Origin of the sequence: Segatella maculosa DSM 19339 = JCM 15638 (genome assembly GCF_000382385.1) — a bacterium.
GTDB classification, from domain to species: Bacteria; Bacteroidota; Bacteroidia; order Bacteroidales; family Bacteroidaceae; genus Prevotella; species Prevotella maculosa.
The window spans coordinates 77,741-95,551 of record NZ_KB908324.1 but is presented as its reverse complement, the minus strand read 5'-3'; the positions used below and the strand labels follow the sequence as shown (position 1 = coordinate 95,551).

Sequence of the window (17,811 nt, the reverse complement as noted above, 5' to 3'; positions counted from 1 at the left end):
GTAGCGCTATCGGGTAGATTCTTTTACCCCAAGCTGGCGTATACTGATAACGATGTTTACGCGCATCGGTAATGGCGTAATAGGTAAAAGGGGGTGGGACTACTTATACTTCGGTCTGTCTGCTGCTTCGGTCAGCATCAGCCCCACGTCGCTGATACCCGGCAGTATCTCACGCTTCATATTGTGCCTGATGCTGACGACGATACTGTCGCCGGCCGAAACTTGTATAGGGTTAAGCCCGAAGCGATATTGGTAATAACCCACACCCCCTACGCCCCGGCTGTTTCCGTTGTGGTCGATAAGCGAGCAGTCGATGGTATCGCTCTCAACGGTATGTCGAGGGTAGAAGTGTTTATCGACGATGAGCGTGAGGCCCATGAACGGGTAGGCGCCCGAGATGCGTAGACCGAGTTCGGCCGTATAGACAGCGCTGCGCGAGAAGCGGGCTATGTCGGCGAACATCAAAGTATCGTTGCGCTCCCAGCCTCCGACAGGCGTGTGCTGGTAGCAATCATATACCTTTCCGCCCGTGCACGATGTGAGGGCCAAGGCAAAGAGTAGCGGTATGATGGCGTTGCGCGTCTTCATGGTTTCGGGGCGGCGTCGGGCTGCGTGCGCGTGTCAGCCGGCTTTTCGGGGCGGCCATGATTACCTGCGTCGCGGGCGGGGGCGCGCTTTTTCTTCTTTCGCTTAGTCTTGTCGAAGCGGTTAATGTCGTCGACCAGCAGGTCTTTGGGCCTCTCGGGCATCTTGGCCTTATCGTTCTCGAGGAGCGAGAGGGGCTTCTCCCCGCGCCGGTTCATGGCGATGATATCGTTGGCCCGGCGTGCTGTGATGGTTTCGAGATTGACGGCCATATGCTTGTCGGTAGAATAGGCTACGCGGCCTGCCAGTATGTCGGCTTTGAACTGATGGTAGTCGGTATCCTTCGTCTGCAATACCGCGTCGCGCGGCGGCATACGTCGTCCGGCTTCCATATAATCGTCCACTTCATAGTTCAGGCAACACTTGAGCTTGGCGCACATGCCGGCGAGCTTCTGGGGATTGAGCGACACGTCTTGGAAGCGGGCAGCGTTGGTGCTCACGCTGACGAAGTTCTTCATCCATGTGGCACAGCACAGTTCGCGGCCGCAGGGGCCTGTTCCGCCGATGCGCCCAGCCTCCTGCCGCGCACCTATCTGCTTCATTTCGATGCGCACATGGAAGGCAGCGGCGAGGTCTTTGATGAGCTGTCGGAAGTCTACACGTTCGTCGGCGATGTAGTAGAAGATGGCCTTATTGCCGTCTCCCTGATATTCCACGTCACCAATCTTCATCTTCAGGCCAAGGCGCCGGGCTATCTCTCTGCTCTCGATCATCGTGTCGTGTTCGCGCGCCTTTGCCTCACGGAATTTCTCCATGTCTACCGGCTTGGCGATGCGATAGATGCGCTTGATGTCATCGGTCGACCTAAGGTTTATCCGCTTCAACTGCAGCTTCACGAGGCGGCCCGTCAGCGTGACCGTACCGATATCATGCCCCGGACTGGCCTCAACGGCCACCACATCGCCTTTCGCGAGACTGAGTTTGTTGACGTTATGATAATATCCCTTGCGCGTGTTCTTAAACTGTACCTCCACGAGGTCGGTGCTTTCGGCGTTTCCGGGCACGTCGGCCAGCCAGTCATACGTGTTGAGTTGCCGGTTTTGCCGCCCGCATCCTTTATGGCAGAGGCCGCGGTCGCAGCCTGTTGCCATCTTGAATTTCATATTCTTGAAGTCCATACGAAGTCTTTACTTTCTTATTAATAAAACAATCATTTGCAGTGCCAAGTCGAAGAAGACGATCTTCGCGTTGGCGTTCTGCCCTATGTCGCGGTGGGCCTTCTGTAGAAGCTCATTGATGTCTACCACATTGGCCTCGTTGATGAACCGTGCGAATTTACAAGAGAAGTTCTCTTCCTCCTGCGTCAGGTAGCACAGCTCGGGTTGTCCGAAGTTATACATGAAGTTTTCCCTCACCATGCGCATCATATAGCGCAGAAGTCGGCGCTGCTTTTCGCGTCCGTAGCCGGCCACGGCCTCGCTCCACTGCTTCAGCTCCTTGATATTGCGCTGATAAGCCAGCCGCATGAGCATGATGAACATGTCGAGAAACAGTCGGTTTTCGTTGCCAGCCTCAAGGTTTTCGAGTGCGCGCAACCAGTTTCCACCTGCGATGCGTGCGATGCGGTGAGCGGTATCGACGTCAATGGCTCGCCTTTCTATGAGTGCCTGCTCCAGCGATGCGTCGTCAATACGCTTGATGTCGATGCGTTGCGTGCGACTCTTGATGGTGTCAAGCAGCGCATCGGGCTCTTCGCACACCATGATGAACACCGTTTGGCGCGGCGGTTCCTCCAAGAGTTTCAGCAGTTTGTTGGCGCATTCCACGTTCATTCGTTCAGGCAACCAAATGATGCTCACCTTGTAGCCGCCTTGACTCGATTTCAGGCTGAGCTTGCGCGTGAGCTCATCGCTCTCACCTGCGCCGATGATGGCCTGCTGATTGGCCGCGTCCATGCAGGCGAGCCACGCGTCCATACTGAAATAAGGCGACTTGCAGAGCAGTTCGTGCCACTCGCGCGTGAAGTCGTCGCTCGTCATCTTGTGCTCGGCCGAAGTGCCCACAGGCTTAATGACGGGATAGGTGAAGTGCAAATCGGGGTGCTCCCAGCGGGCCAGCATCGCTTCGGCGTTGACAATGGCCTGCGAATCGGCAAGCAACGACGCTTCGCCATCGCGCTCGCCCAGCAGATAAGAGGCAAAGGCGAGGGCAAGGGCCATCTTTCCACTCCCCCCCGGCCCGCAGAACATCAGCGTATTGGGCACACGTCGCTCGCGAACCAGCTCGCGGAGCCGGTCCTTGACGTCTTCCTGTCCGATAACCTCACTGAACTTCATGCCTTACAGAATTTCTTTTGCGATCTCTTTGACACTGTCCACGGCCGAGACGGTATAGAAATGGATGGTGTGGAAGCCCGAAGCATAGAGCTCGCGACACTGGTCGATGCCCCACGCTATGCCCAACCGGCAGGCATCTTCGTCGCTCTTGCACTTCACGACCTCGTTGGCAAGTGCCTCGGGCAGGTCGCAACGGAACGTGCGCGGCACAACCGTCAACTGCGACAGCCGTGCCAGCGGTTTGATGCCGGGAATAATAGGAATCGTAATGCCTGCCTGACGGGCTCGACTGACGAAATCGAAGAACTTGCCGTTGTCATAGAACAGCTGCGTCACGGCATATTGCGCGCCCATCTCCTGCTTCATCTTCAGATACTGCATGTCCATCTCCAAGTTGGGTGCCTCCTCATGCTTCTCGGGATAGGCCGCCACGCCATAGGCAAACGGCGTTCCGGGATGCTTGATAGGCGTGTCGTCGTTGAAGAAACCCTCATTAAAGCGATTCACTTGGTGCATCAGCTCCGTCGTGTGGGCATATCCGCCCGGCGTCGGCGTGAACACACGGTCGTCCTTGGCTTTGTCGCCCCGCAGCAGCAGCAAGTTCTCAATACCCAGAAACTGCAGATCGAGCAGTTCATATTCGATATCCTCTGCCGTTGCACCGCTGCATATCACATGAGGCACCACGGGCAGCCGGTATCTGTTCTGCAGAGCAGCGGCAATGGCCACCGTTCCCGGGCGGCGCCTCACGCGATTGCGCTCGAACTGTCCGTTGGGCAGCTCCTTATAGACGTATTCGCTGTGGTGCGTCGTGATGTTGATGAAAAGCGGTTCAAGTTCTCTTAGCTTGTCAATCGTGGCAAACAAGCCATCGGTGCCGTTCCCTTTCAAGGGTGGCAGCACCTCGAACGAGAGCCCTCTCCTATCTTTATGTTGTTGAATAATGTCTATTACCTTCATACGCTCCTGCAAAGATAATAAAAAAAATAGAAACGGCATCAAACTGAAAATAAAAGCACGCGCGCCCATCGTATGATGCCAGCGAACTAACTTGCACAACCTGCTAATTTGTCTCGGCCATTATGCCTTTTCAATCTCAGCCATTTTACACGCTAATCTCAGCCATTTTGCCTCATAATATGACTGAGATTACAAGGTAAAATGACTGAGATAAATAGTCTATTGCAGCAATCTCCCCAAAAGCTATTCAGTAGTTCATAAAGGAAGACTATTATCACAATAGCCTCTGCTGTCAACTATAGCTGCATTTGAAGTCACTTTGAAAACATAAGTTCGGGGCACGGCACCAGGAACCAATGATTTTACACTGTAAACCAAAGCTCTGCCCGCCGCTATAAACTGATTGATACTCCGTATTATCTTGTTTATTGATTGATTAGATACTTGCCACTATCCGTATCGACATAAAGTGTGGCATAATCATGCTGTCGAAGGATAGAGGCCGGACACTGCGTTGAGATATCACCATATACGGTAGCCTTGACAGCATTGGCTTTTGTTGAAGCCGGAACAATGCAAAAGATTCGGTCGGCAGAAAGAAGTGTGGGGATAGTTAATGTCAATGCGCATCGAGGCACTTCGTCCAAAGCAGCAAAACAGCCGTCGTTTACTTGTTGTTTGCGGCAAGTCAAGTCCAGTTCTACCTTCTTGATAGGTTCGGGGTCATTGAAATCGGCTACATGCGGGTCGTTGAAAGCAATGTGTCCATTCTCGCCAATCCCCATGAACACAATATCAATAGGGTGCGCACGCAGCAACTTATCGTATTCGGCACATGCCTGTTCTGCTGTCTTTTCCGTTCCAATATAGTGGACAGAGGCAAAAGGGACCTTATCAAAGATACTTCGTTTTAAGAAATTACCAAAGCCTTGCGGTGCATCGGCAGGAAGTCCGATGTATTCGTCCATGTGCAAAGCATGTATGCGCTGCCAAGCAATGTCGGGTGCAGCCGCTAATTCCGCAAGAAACTCATTTTGAGAAGGCGCTGCAGCGAATACAATATATGCCTCTTCTTTCTTTGCAAGGAGATGCCTCAGGTATGCTGCGGCTTCTGCTGCTGCTCCTTTACCCATTTCGGTTCTCGAATCGTATATATTGACGATTAATTTGTCTGTCTTAAAAGTTCTTGTTAACATGGTTATCTCGTATAAACTGTTGTTCCGTTAATGATGGTTTGTAATATGGTGATGTTATTGTCGAAGACGACGATATCGGCATCCATCCCTTTCCTGATTTTTCCTTTCCGGTCATCGACGTGCATGATTCGTGCAGGTGTTTCGCTCATCATGCGGACGGCATCATGCAATGTAACGTTTCCTTCACGAATGACGGTACGTACCAACCGGTCGGCAGTAGCCACACTCCCTGCAAAAGCACTCCGATCGGGCAACTTGGCCACGCCCTCTTCTACAATCACTTCCTGTCCGTTGGTCAGGCTTCCCAATATGCTTTTCCCTTCAGGCATGCCGGCTGCACGCATGGAATCAGTTATCAAGGCAATACGTTCAACTCCTTTGATCTTGGTCACCAACTTCAACAGCGAGGAGGGCACGTGAATGCCGTCGGCTATGATTTCTACGGTGATATCATCTTCATAATAACCGAATTCCAGTACGCCGGCATAGCGATAGGCATTTCGCCGGGTGATGCTACTCATGCACGAATAGAAATGCGTCAAGTGGGTAAGTCCGTTTTGATAAGCCTCTTGCATCTCCTCGAATGTGGCGTTGGTATGTCCTGCCGCAGCCAAAATTCCGCGCTCGTGCAGAACATTAATAAACGCATTAGCACCCGGTAATTCCGGTGCAAGACTCCAGCGGGCTATGTCGTCTGTGCGATTTAATATCTCCATATACTCTTCCGGCTGCGGATTACGCAGGTAACACTTATCCTGCGCGCCGCTTTGGAATGGAGAAAAATAAGGCCCCTCAAGATGCAGGCCGCCAAACTGCGCACCGTCTTTGTTATTTCGAACCGCATCTTGATAGGTTTCGAATGTCTCATAAAGCAATTCATTGCTGCTGGTCAGTGTCGTCGGGTATAACAGTGTCGTACCGTGCGAAGCATGCATACGGGCTACTGTAAGATAAGCCGCCGTATTGCCGTCCATAAAATCGGCACCGCCTGCGCCATGCGTATGCAAATCAATGAAGCCGGGGGCCACATAGTTTCCTTTGGCATCAATAATGTCCACCGTTTCGCCCAATCTCGGAATCGTATCCAACACATCTACGATTTTACCATCTGCAATAAGCACACAACCTTGCTCGATGATGCGTGACGGGGTAATGACATTTCCGTGAATAATGGCACAATCTATGTTCATAAGCTATTATAATTATAGAGGTTTATGTTTTTCAATATCGTGATTTATAGGGCGTGTCAAGACGTACTTGCATCCGCTTCTCAATCAGATGGGGATCTTTTTTAAATTAGATCTATATCTTTTTGAAATTAGATGGGGCTCTTTTTTCATTTACATCCCCCTCTCACTTCAGTGAGACCCCCCTCTCAGTGAATTTACCTCCCCCTCTCCGTAAATTCCGTGCCGCGTCGGAATTCATTGCGAGGCGGCTCTCACTTCATTCCGTGCCGCGTCGGAATTCATTGCGAGGTGGCTCTCGCTTCGTTTCGTGCCGTGTCGGAATTAAATCAGAGGCGGTTCGAAATTAAAAGAGAGCCGCCTCTATTTTCAATCAGACGCGGCTCTCTTTTTGAACAGAGGGGGAATGGCTGTTTTTATCCTCCCCCACGCTTACAGATAAAGCGTGTCAATTATTGCTGCGGAGCGGCTTCAGCATCCAAGCCAAGAGCGGCACGCGCATTCTTGTCATCGGGATCGAGCTTGATAAGCTGCTCATAATAAGGTTTGGCCGCTTCAAGATCATTCTTGGTCACCCAATAATAATAGCCGAGATTGGCCAAGGCTGACTTTAGAGTCGTTATTTCATCATCTTGCCGGTCCGCCTTGTTGGCCAACAAGTCTACTGCCTTTTGGAAGAACTCGGCCCCCTTTTCGTCTTGCCCGGCCTTTGAAGCCTGCATACCGGCCATGTTATTGACCCAAGCAGCAATGGTCGGCCACTTCTCGGCCATTTGTCCATAGATGCCATAAGCCTTGTCTAAATTGGCTTGTTTGCCGTCTCCCCCCTTTTCTGCCTTTTGAACATAGATGTTGGCCAGCTTGGCATAGTCGGAAGGAGTGGCATTCTGGTTGTGAGCCATGTAGACTTCGTTACATTCCAAAGCCTTGTCTTCCTGTCCCATTTCAGCATAGGTGTCGGCCATATACTGATAGGGTTTGTAGTCTTCCTTGTTCAAGTCGAAAGCCTTCTGATACTGTGCGATGGCCTCATCATATGCTTTGTTGCCTCGAAGTGCAAGTCCGTAGTAGATATAGTCGCGAGCACTTTTCTCAACCGAATCCGTGTTGAGGACTATCTTGGCATAGTTGATAGCCTCGTCATACTTCTGCAAATCAACAGCACTCCAAAGCGCCACACGGTCGAAAGTGATGTTCTTAGCAAACTTCTGAATTCCTAACTTTGAGATATCAAGACTTTCCTCCTTCTTATTGGCCATATAGGCAGAGACTGCATACCCAACAAGATAATATTCTGCAAGGTCTTCCTTGTTCGACTTAGAGAAATACTCGAAAGCCTTAGCATAGTTGCCGGCCAAATAGAAGTTGTTTCCAGCTTCAGCCTCAATGGGGAAATCAGGGCAATTCTGCTTCAATAGGTTCAACGCCCGCTCGCTCTCTTCGGGACTCCGCTTTCTATAGACATTAGCATAGCGCATATAGCCCTGCGGATTCTTCGGGTCCATCGTCATGCTCTGCTCATACCACATAGCAGCATTACCACCGTCATCTTTCATTGCAGCAATGTCGCCTAAAAGAATATAAGCATCGCCAAAGTCCTTATATTTGGCTATCACAGCATTGCCGATGTTTGAAGCCTCATCATATTGTTTGTTAATCAATAAAGCTTCACCAAGAGCCACCAAAGCTTTTGGATCTTTCTTAAACTCTTTCTGATAATCCTTGGTCAGATTCTTCAGCGTCTTGGCATCCATATTGGGATTGTCTTTCAAAGATTGCTCTATCGGCTTCAGCATCACACTGTAATTAGCATTCTGTGCCACAGCCGGAAGCGATAATCCCATCATCAGAAATCCAGCTACTACATATTTCATTCTTTTCATATTTTCCATTCTTTACAGATTAACAATAATCGATGTGCCTGCTAAAAGTGTTGATAAGCAGGTTGTCTCCTATCAATTACCTTTTGACATGAACTGTTTTTATTGAGATGTCACCTCTGTAAGGCAGTAGTCCCGTCTTAAACAAAATCAACTGCCCCTTTGGTCCGGTCACGTAATTGGCAAAACTCCAAGGGAGCGCCTTATAGGGATCAATCACAATTGCATAAAGCGTACGCGCAAAGGGATAACGACCGTCCAAAAGATATGCCTGATAAGGCTTCCAACTGTTCATTGGTGTGGCCTTTTCTTTAATAGATACAGACATGACATGAATATTCTTCTTAAAAGTGGTATTCGTCGAATCGCGCTTATCATTCAGCCAATTCGATCCAATAATACCGATTGCATTGATATTCTTGTTGACATATTCAATAACGGCCTTACTACTTTTGGCTGCGACAATGTTATCGGCCGTAAGGTTCTTGCCACCCATGATAGAGTCAATGACATAATGCAAAGTTGCAGAAGCCGGATTATCAAACACGACTTCAATGTCTCCACGTTTAGATTTCGGATATAGCTCGCTCCATTTCTTGACTTCACCGCTCAATACTCGTTTAATATCATTAACCGTGATACAAGTATCCGTATTGTTTCGATTGACGATAAAAGCCAAGCCGTCATATCCGATAGGAAATACAGAGGGGATAAGATTCTTGGATTTGAAATAAGCCACCTCACCGGCTTTCAAAGCACGAGACGTAAAGAACAAGCAAGTCTTCAAATCCTGAAGTTTCTTGAACCCCGTTATATCATCGGCATAGCGTGCTATCAGATGTGCTTTCGGGTATTCAAACTCAAACTGTTGTCTCTCCTCTTCGATAAAAGGACTGAAACTCTCGTCAGCGACAAACTCGATTGTACCCGACGTAGGCGTATCAGTTCTACTGCCCTTGGTCTTTTTCCCATCACAAGATGAGAAAAAGACCAAAGTCAGGAATAGTCCAATAAATATATAAGATAATTTCTTATTCATTTATTTTAATTACTGTAACTTAAATTGTACAGGCACATTAAACTTCACACGAACGGCAGCACCATTCTGCTTACCGGGAGTCCATCTTGGCATGCTACTTACAACACGCGCAGCCTCACGGTCGAGTGATGGGTCTACAGGACGTGCTACACGAACATCCGTAATGGAGCCGTCACGCTCGACAACGAATGAAATCGTCACACGACCCTGAATACCATTCTCTTGAGCTACGACAGGATATTTCACATGCGAATTGAGATACTGCAACAAAGCAGCCTGCCCACCGGGGAACGATGGCATAACCTCAACCACTTCAAACACTTTCTGCGTAACCTCTTCCTTAGGAGCAGGAGGAGGAGTATTGACGGCAATATCATTACGAACAGCCTCGATGGTACGATCTTTAGTACCTTCATGGGTTTCCGTTCCGACAGCCACCTTGTCGTCCAACTGATCCATTTGCTTAAGTGTGTTAGACTCCTTTACAAGTTCATCTTTCTTGATAACAGGTGCAACGAACTTCTGTGTCTCACGAGCGACGGGAATTTCCTTCTTTGGTTGTACTTTAGGCTGTACAACCTCCTTCTTCTCGTGTTTCTTAGCCTCTTGCTGAAGCTTTGCAAGTTGCATTGCCTCCATATAAGCCTGCTGAGCCTCTGCGTTCTTCTGAGAAATCACTTTCCAAGCAAGAAAACCACCAACGAGAGCTGCAGCAATGACCAAAATCAAGAGCGACTTGATATTACGCCCTGTGGTCCCCTTACGAAGCTTATATGCTCCGTAAGCTTGGTTCCTATGGGCGAACACCATATCGACCCATTTGGGATCGTATAAATCTACTTTTGCCATTTGTTTCTGTTTTAAATAGTTTCGTTACTTCACCAATCAGAGTTTCACTCCTCTGAGCTTCAACAAGTGAAGATCATCAGGATTGAGTTTATCAATGACGTAAGTACCAATACTTAGAATCTGCATCTCGTCAAGTGCATCGACCATATTCTTATAAGAAGCATTGTCTGAAGGCTTGATGATAACAGTCAAGGTAGGAATCTTGCCATCCTTAAGTTCTCCGGCCTTTAGCTTGCTAAGCTTCTTCATATAAATACTGTCAGGATACATCTTGGGATTATTAGCCTTCTCTGCGTTTAACTCTTTCACAGCAAGTTCTATACGGGTTACCGGTTTGGTTCCGTTTGCCGTAGCATGATTTCTCAATACTTTGCGGATACCGTCGTTGCCCCATGTCGTTTCTTTAATCCATGTTGGATTGTTATACTGAGGCTCACCTTCACCATAATATATCTTGTTGTCTGCTGTCACATAGATCGTAATTGCTTCAGAAGCCTTGGCTTCCGTCTTCTGATCATTTGTGACATTCTCATCATTACTCGGCATCGTCAACTCCATGGTCTGAGGCTTACTGAGCGATGTACACAACATGAAGAACGTGATCAGCAACATGAGCATATCCACCATAGGCGTAAAGTCTACGCGGACAGTCATCTTTTTCTGTTTGCTTTCTTTTTTTGCCATTGATTAGTCCTCCTGTTTTTTAAGCTGTGTAATCATATAGTAATGGCTCTCATCCATATCTTGGAGTTCACTCATCACCTTCTTAACAGTCTTATAAGGTGTCGCAGCATCGGCTTTCAAAGCAATCTTGATATCCTCATTGACATGACGAGCAGCGTCTACCCATTGCTGGAACTCACTCATACCGCCCTTGATACTGTCCATCGGAATACCTTTTGTCGGCAAGGTCTTCTGGCGCATCGAAGGCGAGGAAGCCAAGTAGCTACTGAGTTCATTCATCGGAACACCGAATGTAGATTCCGTCTTGAAAGTCTTACTCTGCGCAGCAGTCAAAGAAACACCGAACTTATCGGCCATGTTATCTAAAACCTGACCTAATTGGTCAGTATTATCCAAACTCATGAATACCTGACCTTCGCCTGTCGGCTTGCCGGTCGCATCCTTTTCAGGATTGACCAGAATGGTCAGGACGCCGTTCTCAGGCACCTTGATTTCAGACACAGAACCCGGAGTGTTTACCTTTACCGGCTCATTCTTGACGAATGTAGAAGTCAGCATGAAGAAGGTAAGCAACAGGGTCATAACGTCTGACATAGGCGTCATATCGATCCAAACGTCACTTTTCTTAATTTTTACTTTACCCATAGCGATAAATTTTTAAAGGGTTAGCAAAAATTAAGCCTCTTCTACGTGGTTAGCTTCGTATGTCTGAGCAATTGAGTAACCTACCTCGTCGAGTGCGTATGTCAACTTATCAACCTTGTTGGTGAAATAGTTGTAAGATACTACGGCACACCATGATGTCAAAATACCGAATGCGGTGTTGATCAAGGCCTCAGAAATACCGGCAGAAAGAGCGGCAGAGTCAGCGCCACCACCTGCAGACAGTGCAGAGAACGACTTAATCATACCGGTTACAGTACCAAGAAGACCAGTCAATGTACCCAATGTTACGATTGTAGCAATGATAGGAAGGTTCATTGTCAGTGTAGGCATCTCAAGCTGAGTAGCCTCTTCGTGAGCCAACTGTATCTTGGAAACCTTCTGAGACTTTTTCAAGGCTGCATTTGCTCCACTCTCCATATTCTTATAAGCATCAAGAGAAGCATAAACAACATTCGCAACTGAACCTCTCTGCTTATCGCAGAGCTGACGAGCTTTAGCAAAGTCATTTGCATTCAGCGCTTCCTTGATGTTAACAACGAACTTAGGCAGAGAACCTGTACCGAAAGCCGTCTTCATTGCGAGAATGCGCTCGATAGACATTGCCAATACGGTGAGCAACAGAGCGTGGATAACTGGCACGATGAAACCGCCTTTGAAGATTGTACCCCATACGTCTGCAGGAGAACCATTGGAGTCACCACCTTGGAAGTGGCTTGCATGACCAAACCATGTGTAGAACAAAGTAAAAGCGATAACTAAGCAAACGGCGATAATCCAGAATGCACTTCTTACTCCCTGAAAGCCCTGAGACTTCTTAGGGCCGGCTGTTTTTTGTGTTGTTGCCATAATTTTAAAATAAAATTTAGTTATTATAATATGTTGATATTTAATCCTCTTGTTTTATCATATCCAAAAGTCTTGCCTACTACTTTAATGAATAATATACTTGGCAAAGATAGCAATTTATGAACAACTACATCTCTAATTAAGAAGTTTTAACGAGAGATTTTCTTTGCCTATCTCTCCCATTCGCTGCTTCTCATTTCAATTTTGCCAGAGCCTCTTTGATACGGCACATGGCCTCCTTGATATTTTCATCGCTCGTGGCATAGCTCATACGGAAACATTCCGGAGCACCGAACGCATCTCCGCTAACAGTTGCAACGTGTGCCTTATCCAACAAATAGAGTGCAAAGTCAGTCGCATTGTGAATGGTTGTCATGCCGTCACTCTTACCAAAGAAACTACTGCACTTCGGGAACAAATAGAAAGCGCCCTGCGGCTCATTGACCTCCAAGCCCGGGATATCCTTGGCCAGCCGCACTATCAAATTCCGACGGCGTTCGAATGCCTTCCTCATTTCTTCTACGCAGACTTGTCCCAATGTATAGGCGGCCTCGGCAGCCTTCTGGCTCACCGAGCACGGGCCACTGGTATATTGTCCTTGAAGTTTATTGCACCCTTTGACGATCCACTCCGGCGCAGCGATATAGCCGATGCGCCAGCCCGTCATGGCATAGGCTTTGGAAACTCCGTTCACAACAATCGTGCGTTCTTTCATACCATCGACCTTGGCGATGCTGGCATGTCTACCGATATAATTAATGTGTTCGTAAATCTCATCGGCCAAGACGTAGAGCCCATCGTGTTGCTTGACAACATCAGCCAATGCAGCCAACTCCTCCTGTGAATAAACGCTACCCGTTGGGTTACTCGGCGAACATAGAATCAGTAGCTTTGTCTTGGGCGTAATCGCCGACTCCAACTGCCTGGGCGTCATTTTGAAGTTCTGCTCGAAACCGGCACTCACGAACACAGGATTGCCACCGGCCAACTTGACCATCTGCGGATAGCTCACCCAATAAGGTGCAGGGATAATAACTTCGTCACCGTCGTTGATTAGTGCCATAATCGTATTGCAAACGCTCTGCTTGGCACCATTGCTGACCAAAACCTCATTGACCGTATAATCCAACCCGTTCTCCCGCTTCAGTTTTTCGACAATCGCTTTTCTTAAGTCGGGATAGCCCGGCACCGGAGAATATTTTGAATAGTTCTCGTCCACGGCTTTCTTGGCAGCAGCTTTGATGTGCTCCGGCGTGTTGAAGTCGGGCTCTCCCACGCTCATGTTGATAACATCGATTCCCTGTGCCTTCATCTCGCTACTCTTCTGCGACATCGCAAGTGTTGCCGATGGCGCGAGCCGGTTCAAACGGTCTGATAATTGTCCCATAGTTTCACAGTCTCTGGTTTTAATCTGATACAAAAGTAATCAATTTATTCGTTACAGCGACGATTTGTCGATGTTTTTTTTGCAAAACATTCCTTTCGTGCACATTCTGAACAAAATCTCTATGCAGACCGTCAAGAAAGCATACATAAAAATTCTTTACATTATTAAGGCGAATTCAAATTTGCTACGCATTCTTTTCAAATTCTCTTATAAGACAATTTAAATTCCCTTATAAGACAATTTAAATTCTCCTATAAGGGAATTTTTACTCTCTTCAAACCGTTGATTATCAGTGAGTTACGGAAGTGATTTTTTGGTTCCAAAAAAGTGCGAAAATATTTTACTTTTCCGGATTTTTCAATGATTTCTTTCCCTCGGCCTCGCGCTTCCTGCACGCCCACACCCTAAGGCGCTCACCGCCGCGTCATTTCAGACGGAGCGTATGTCCCATGCGGTCGCGCTTGGTCTGAAGATATTTCTTGTCGTATTCGTTCGGCTTGACTTCTATCGGAACATTCTCCACGATTTCCAGTCCGTAGGCCTCCAACCCGACGCGCTTGGTGGGGTTGTTGGTCATCAGTCGCATTTTATGAATGCCGAGATGTCGTAACATCTGTGCACCGCAGCCATAGTCGCGCTCGTCGGGCTTGAAGCCTAGATGTACGTTCGCGTCCACCGTGTCGTAGCCCTGTTCCTGCAACTTATAGGCGGCCATCTTGTTCATCAGACCGATGCCACGGCCCTCCTGCTGCATATAAATGACGGCACCTTTGCCTTCTTTCTCTATCATTTCCATGGCCTTGTGCAGCTGCTCGCCACAATCGCAACGCAGGCTGCCGAGGATATCTCCCGTGGCGCAAGAAGAATGCACGCGCACCAAGACGGGTTCTTCCTCCGTCCACTGACCCTTGACGACGGCCATGTGCTCCTGTCCATTGCTGGTCTGGCGGAATGGTATCAGGCGGAAATGGCCGTAGACGGTGGGCAAATCGACTTCTACGCCCACTTCAATCGTCGTTTCCGTCTTCAGCCGATAAGCAATCAGGTCCTTGATGGTGATAATCTTCAGGTCCCACTCGCGGGCACGGGCCATCAGCTGCGGCATGCGCGCCATCGTACCGTCTTCGTTCATAATTTCCATCAACGCGCCCACCGGATAAAGTCCAGCCAACTTGCAAAGGTCTACGGCAGCCTCGGTGTGGCCACTGCGCCGCAGCACACCGTTGTCCTGCGCATACAGCGGATTGATATGCCCCGGCCGCCCGAAAGTCTGCGGGACAGAATTCGGATCGGCCAATGCCCTGATGGTTTCTGCACGGTCGTGTGTAGAGACGCCCGTTGTGCAGCCATCAAGTTTGTCTACGGTTATCGTGAACGGTGTCCCGAGCATCGACGTGTTGTCCGCCACCTGATGCGGCAAGTCAAGCTCCTCTGCCCTCGACAGCGTTAACGGAGCACAAAGCACACCACGGGCGTTCTTGAGCATGAAATTCACTTTTTCCGGGGTAATCTTTTCCGCGGCGATGATCAGGTCGCCCTCGTTCTCGCGGTCTTCATCGTCAACGACGATGACAAACTTCCCTTCTCTGAAATCTTTTATGGCATCTTCGATGCTGCTTAATCTGAAATCTTCCATAATTATTCTTAATCTGATGTTTCGGTCTTTCAACCTCTCCTATAATATAAGGTAGAAGAAAATTATTTCAAACTACCTGCTTCAATTCTGTTTATGATTTTACTGTTTGTCAGTCCGATGGTCTTCAGGTCGTGAAGTAACCGCAGGCGGAAACGCCACATTCTACAATAGAAGAAGATACCCAAGGGCAACACGAGGGCCGACAGCATGTTCAGCCATCGCCGCTCAAATGGACGCGTGTGTGCCTTGACAGACAAGACCGGATAATTGTTCAACTCGTTCAGTATATAGACATCTCGCGTGTTCGACAAATCGGCAATGACTGCTTCCAACTCCTCGCTGATGCGCTCTACCTCATGGTCGGGCCGATATATGAAGAATACTTTTATCGGGTCGGGCGGACGTTTCAGCCGATGATATGCGGAATAGTCGGCAATCTCCTTGCTAACTGTACACAACCGCTTGGCATCTTCTTCGTATGTAGGCTCGTCAATGATGACTTCTTTCCCGAAGACATGCCGTTTGAGTCGCAATCCCAATAGCTTGAAAAGCCTGTCACGATACAAATCGAGGTTGAAGACGGCCGAATCGTTCGAAGCCTTATAGGTGAAGAACACGGCAAGCGGTGCCAACACCGCGGGAGCCAGTCCCTTACCGAACCATACGGTCCAGATACCACTTCGTGCCATCTTAGATCCCGAATTATCGAGAATGTAATAGACAATGAACACCAGCACGGAGATGATGACAGGTATACCCAGTCCGCCTTTCCTGATAATGACCCCCAATGGCGCACCGATGAAAAAGAATATCAAACACGATAAAGCCACGCTGAATTTGCTGATGGCTTCCATCTCGTGGAGACGGATAAGGCGGTCGCCGTCTTCGGTGAACATGCTTTTGAAGTCCAAATCGCTCACTGCGCCTTGCACCTTGCTCATAGCCTCGCTCAACACCTGTTGCTTCTGCTGCACCGTTAACTTGCTGAATACCGAGTCTATACTGAAATCTTTTGCCTGTCCGGCTTTCACGGCCAGCATGGAGTCCCGTCGGTTAATGTGTGGTATGAAATACAAACTCAGCCGAGCATCGGCATAATACTGCCGTCCCACGCTATCGTAGCTCTGTTCCAACGAATCTTTGTCCCTATAAATCCGGGCAAGACTCTTTCCGCGTGCATCGTTCGACAAAGCCGAAGCATCAGCCAAGTTAAACCCCCCGTCAAAGTCGAGCACAATCTTTTTACCCGTGAATGTCTCCCGTCGATAAGGAACAGCGGCACTGTTCCCGAAAGCATCGTTCTGCATGTTCTCAAACCATTCTCCACTCCACAGCGTTAATATCAGATGCTTCTTCTCTGCCGTCGCCTGTAGCATCCCCGAGTCGGCCAATATGATAGCTTGGTCTTCATAGCTACCCGTCATTCGATAAATCATGATGCCATAAAGCTTGCCCGTCTTCAAGTCCTTATGCTGAACATACAGGTTACAGTTCGGTATACCGTCGTAGAAGATTCCCTCTGGAATTTCAAGTTCTGGACTCTTTTGTTTCATCGAAAGCAGCAGTTGTCCAATCCTATTGTTGGCTTCGGGCCCAATATTGTTCTGAAACACAAACGAAATGCCACAAATTATCAACGTAATCACAATGAGCGATCTGAAAGCCTGCATTAACGAAATCCCCGCGGCTTTGATGGCTGTCAGCTCACTACTCTCACCCAAATTACCGAATGTTATCAACGACGAAAGCAAAATGGCCAGCGGCAACGCCTGAGGCACCAGCATCAACGCCATATACCAAAAGAATTTAGCCATGATTTCCATGGAGAGCCCCTTGCCTATCAACTCTTCGACGTATCTCCAAAGGAATTGCATCATCAGCACAAACTGACAAATGAAGAATGTGCCCACAAAGAGTAAACCAAACTGTTTGGCGATGAATATATCTAATTTCTTGATTCGAATCATTTGAAACTACTTTCCTTTCGTTTCGCGACAACGTGCCGACTTCGCTGCAAAAGTAGCATAAAATTATCAGATTGCCTTTCTTTTTTGTGTTTTTTATCAATATCACCCCTAAAACATCACACAATTTTCTGATATTTTTTTGCGGTTTCAAAACTTTGTACTATCTTTGCACCCGCAATCGACAATCAAGTCGAATGTGATGGCGGGATAGCTCAGCTGGTTAGAGCGTCGGATTCATAATCCGGAGGTCGTGGGTTCGGGTCCCACCCCCGCTACATTCTTTCTCCCTGTAACCTATTGGCTATAGGGATTTTGTCTTTATAGGGCATGAAACTGGCTTATTTGAGGTGCTTATAACCCTCGTCTGTGAGAGTTATTTGAAGTTTCTTACTCGGTTCTGCTTCCAAATCCTCACAAAACTTCATTGATAATAACAGAAAATCTCTGTAACTTTATCTGTGGTAATCATCGCTTCTATATATTTTGTAATTAATTGATTTACAACTATACTACTTAAAAAAACAATAAAAGCGGCGCATATTCGGAATAATTTATTAATTTTGCAATTGGAAAATAATGAATATTCGACTATA

15 protein-coding genes and 1 tRNA gene are annotated in these 17,811 nt (G+C 48.0%); 1 reads left to right on the top strand and 15 read right to left on the bottom strand.

The features are described from left to right. Positions 1-99 precede the first annotated feature (99 nt). The 15 genes from H164_RS0107305 to H164_RS0107230 all read right to left on the bottom strand — a co-directional run bounded on the left by H164_RS0107305 (position 100) and on the right by H164_RS0107230 (position 17,218). Positions 100-588 carry a gliding motility lipoprotein GldH gene (locus tag H164_RS0107305; RefSeq protein ID WP_019968007.1) on the bottom strand — a complete coding sequence of 163 codons (489 nt, stop codon included), beginning with the start codon at positions 586-588 and terminating at the stop codon, positions 100-102. Further along, positions 585-1,763 (bottom strand): PSP1 domain-containing protein, encoded by a 1,179-nt coding sequence (locus H164_RS0107300; protein ID WP_019968006.1) that lies wholly within the window; start codon positions 1,761-1,763, stop codon positions 585-587. Before H164_RS0107300 ends, H164_RS0107305 begins: the two co-directional genes overlap by 4 nt. Before the next feature lie 9 nt (positions 1,764-1,772). Then, positions 1,773-2,921, bottom strand: coding sequence for a DNA polymerase III subunit (locus tag H164_RS0107295; RefSeq protein ID WP_019968005.1), 1,149 nt, complete (start codon positions 2,919-2,921; stop codon positions 1,773-1,775). Between the two features lie 3 nt (positions 2,922-2,924). Continuing rightward, a complete protein-coding gene (locus tag H164_RS0107290) occupies positions 2,925-3,881 on the bottom strand; it encodes a methylenetetrahydrofolate reductase (RefSeq protein ID WP_019968004.1) in 957 nt (318 codons plus the stop codon). Between the two features lie 425 nt (positions 3,882-4,306). Continuing rightward, positions 4,307-5,077, bottom strand: a complete 771-nt coding sequence (locus tag H164_RS0107285; protein WP_025829840.1) for a glucosamine-6-phosphate deaminase — start codon at positions 5,075-5,077, stop codon at positions 4,307-4,309. A 2-nt stretch (positions 5,078-5,079) separates the two neighbouring features. Beyond that, positions 5,080-6,267: an N-acetylglucosamine-6-phosphate deacetylase gene (gene nagA / locus H164_RS0107280; RefSeq protein ID WP_019968002.1), complete on the bottom strand. Its 1,188-nt coding sequence runs from the start codon at positions 6,265-6,267 to the stop codon at positions 5,080-5,082. 449 nt (positions 6,268-6,716) lie between these two features. Continuing rightward, positions 6,717-8,147 (bottom strand): tetratricopeptide repeat protein, encoded by a 1,431-nt coding sequence (locus H164_RS0107275; RefSeq protein ID WP_026356274.1) that lies wholly within the window; start codon positions 8,145-8,147, stop codon positions 6,717-6,719. 76 nt (positions 8,148-8,223) lie between these two features. Continuing rightward, positions 8,224-9,183: a PstS family phosphate ABC transporter substrate-binding protein gene (locus H164_RS0107270; protein WP_019968000.1), complete on the bottom strand. Its 960-nt coding sequence runs from the start codon at positions 9,181-9,183 to the stop codon at positions 8,224-8,226. A 9-nt stretch (positions 9,184-9,192) separates the two neighbouring features. Beyond that, positions 9,193-10,032 (bottom strand): energy transducer TonB, encoded by an 840-nt coding sequence (locus tag H164_RS0107265; RefSeq protein WP_019967999.1) that lies wholly within the window; start codon positions 10,030-10,032, stop codon positions 9,193-9,195. A gap of 36 nt (positions 10,033-10,068) precedes the next feature. Then, positions 10,069-10,716, bottom strand: coding sequence for an ExbD/TolR family protein (locus H164_RS0107260; RefSeq protein WP_019967998.1), 648 nt, complete (start codon positions 10,714-10,716; stop codon positions 10,069-10,071). Between the two features lie 3 nt (positions 10,717-10,719). After that, positions 10,720-11,361 (bottom strand): ExbD/TolR family protein, encoded by a 642-nt coding sequence (locus H164_RS0107255; protein WP_008564905.1) that lies wholly within the window; start codon positions 11,359-11,361, stop codon positions 10,720-10,722. A 30-nt stretch (positions 11,362-11,391) separates the two neighbouring features. Next, a complete protein-coding gene (locus H164_RS0107250; RefSeq protein ID WP_019967997.1) occupies positions 11,392-12,228 on the bottom strand; it encodes a MotA/TolQ/ExbB proton channel family protein in 837 nt (278 codons plus the stop codon). A gap of 193 nt (positions 12,229-12,421) precedes the next feature. After that, positions 12,422-13,615, bottom strand: coding sequence for a pyridoxal phosphate-dependent aminotransferase (locus H164_RS0107245; protein WP_019967996.1), 1,194 nt, complete (start codon positions 13,613-13,615; stop codon positions 12,422-12,424). A gap of 424 nt (positions 13,616-14,039) precedes the next feature. Then, positions 14,040-15,251 carry a bifunctional 3,4-dihydroxy-2-butanone-4-phosphate synthase/GTP cyclohydrolase II gene (locus H164_RS0107235; RefSeq protein WP_019967995.1) on the bottom strand — a complete coding sequence of 404 codons (1,212 nt, stop codon included), beginning with the start codon at positions 15,249-15,251 and terminating at the stop codon, positions 14,040-14,042. 62 nt (positions 15,252-15,313) lie between these two features. Further along, entirely contained in the window at positions 15,314-17,218 is a 1,905-nt protein-coding gene (locus tag H164_RS0107230) for an LptF/LptG family permease (protein WP_019967994.1), read from the bottom strand. Between the two features lie 201 nt (positions 17,219-17,419). Here H164_RS0107230 and H164_RS0107225 point away from each other — a divergent pair. Further along, a tRNA-Met gene (locus H164_RS0107225) sits at positions 17,420-17,493 on the top strand. Positions 17,494-17,811: the final 318 nt, after the last annotated feature.

Excerpts from the sequence above, each read along its gene's own strand:
- H164_RS0107305 (WP_019968007.1), bottom strand. The coding sequence starts at position 588 with ATGAAGACGCGCAACGCCATCATACCGCTACTCTTTGCCTTGGCCCTC.
- H164_RS0107300 (WP_019968006.1), bottom strand. The coding sequence starts at position 1,763 with ATGGACTTCAAGAATATGAAATTCAAGATGGCAACAGGCTGCGACCGC.
- H164_RS0107295 (WP_019968005.1), bottom strand. The coding sequence starts at position 2,921 with ATGAAGTTCAGTGAGGTTATCGGACAGGAAGACGTCAAGGACCGGCTC.
- H164_RS0107290 (WP_019968004.1), bottom strand. The coding sequence starts at position 3,881 with ATGAAGGTAATAGACATTATTCAACAACATAAAGATAGGAGAGGGCTC.
- H164_RS0107285 (WP_025829840.1), bottom strand. The coding sequence starts at position 5,077 with ATGTTAACAAGAACTTTTAAGACAGACAAATTAATCGTCAATATATAC.
- nagA (WP_019968002.1), bottom strand. The coding sequence starts at position 6,267 with ATGAACATAGATTGTGCCATTATTCACGGAAATGTCATTACCCCGTCA.
- H164_RS0107275 (WP_026356274.1), bottom strand. The coding sequence starts at position 8,147 with ATGAAAAGAATGAAATATGTAGTAGCTGGATTTCTGATGATGGGATTA.
- H164_RS0107270 (WP_019968000.1), bottom strand. The coding sequence starts at position 9,183 with ATGAATAAGAAATTATCTTATATATTTATTGGACTATTCCTGACTTTG.
- H164_RS0107265 (WP_019967999.1), bottom strand. The coding sequence starts at position 10,032 with ATGGCAAAAGTAGATTTATACGATCCCAAATGGGTCGATATGGTGTTC.
- H164_RS0107260 (WP_019967998.1), bottom strand. The coding sequence starts at position 10,716 with ATGGCAAAAAAAGAAAGCAAACAGAAAAAGATGACTGTCCGCGTAGAC.
- H164_RS0107255 (WP_008564905.1), bottom strand. The coding sequence starts at position 11,361 with ATGGGTAAAGTAAAAATTAAGAAAAGTGACGTTTGGATCGATATGACG.
- H164_RS0107250 (WP_019967997.1), bottom strand. The coding sequence starts at position 12,228 with ATGGCAACAACACAAAAAACAGCCGGCCCTAAGAAGTCTCAGGGCTTT.
- H164_RS0107245 (WP_019967996.1), bottom strand. The coding sequence starts at position 13,615 with ATGGGACAATTATCAGACCGTTTGAACCGGCTCGCGCCATCGGCAACA.
- H164_RS0107235 (WP_019967995.1), bottom strand. The coding sequence starts at position 15,251 with ATGGAAGATTTCAGATTAAGCAGCATCGAAGATGCCATAAAAGATTTC.
- H164_RS0107230 (WP_019967994.1), bottom strand. The coding sequence starts at position 17,218 with ATGATTCGAATCAAGAAATTAGATATATTCATCGCCAAACAGTTTGGT.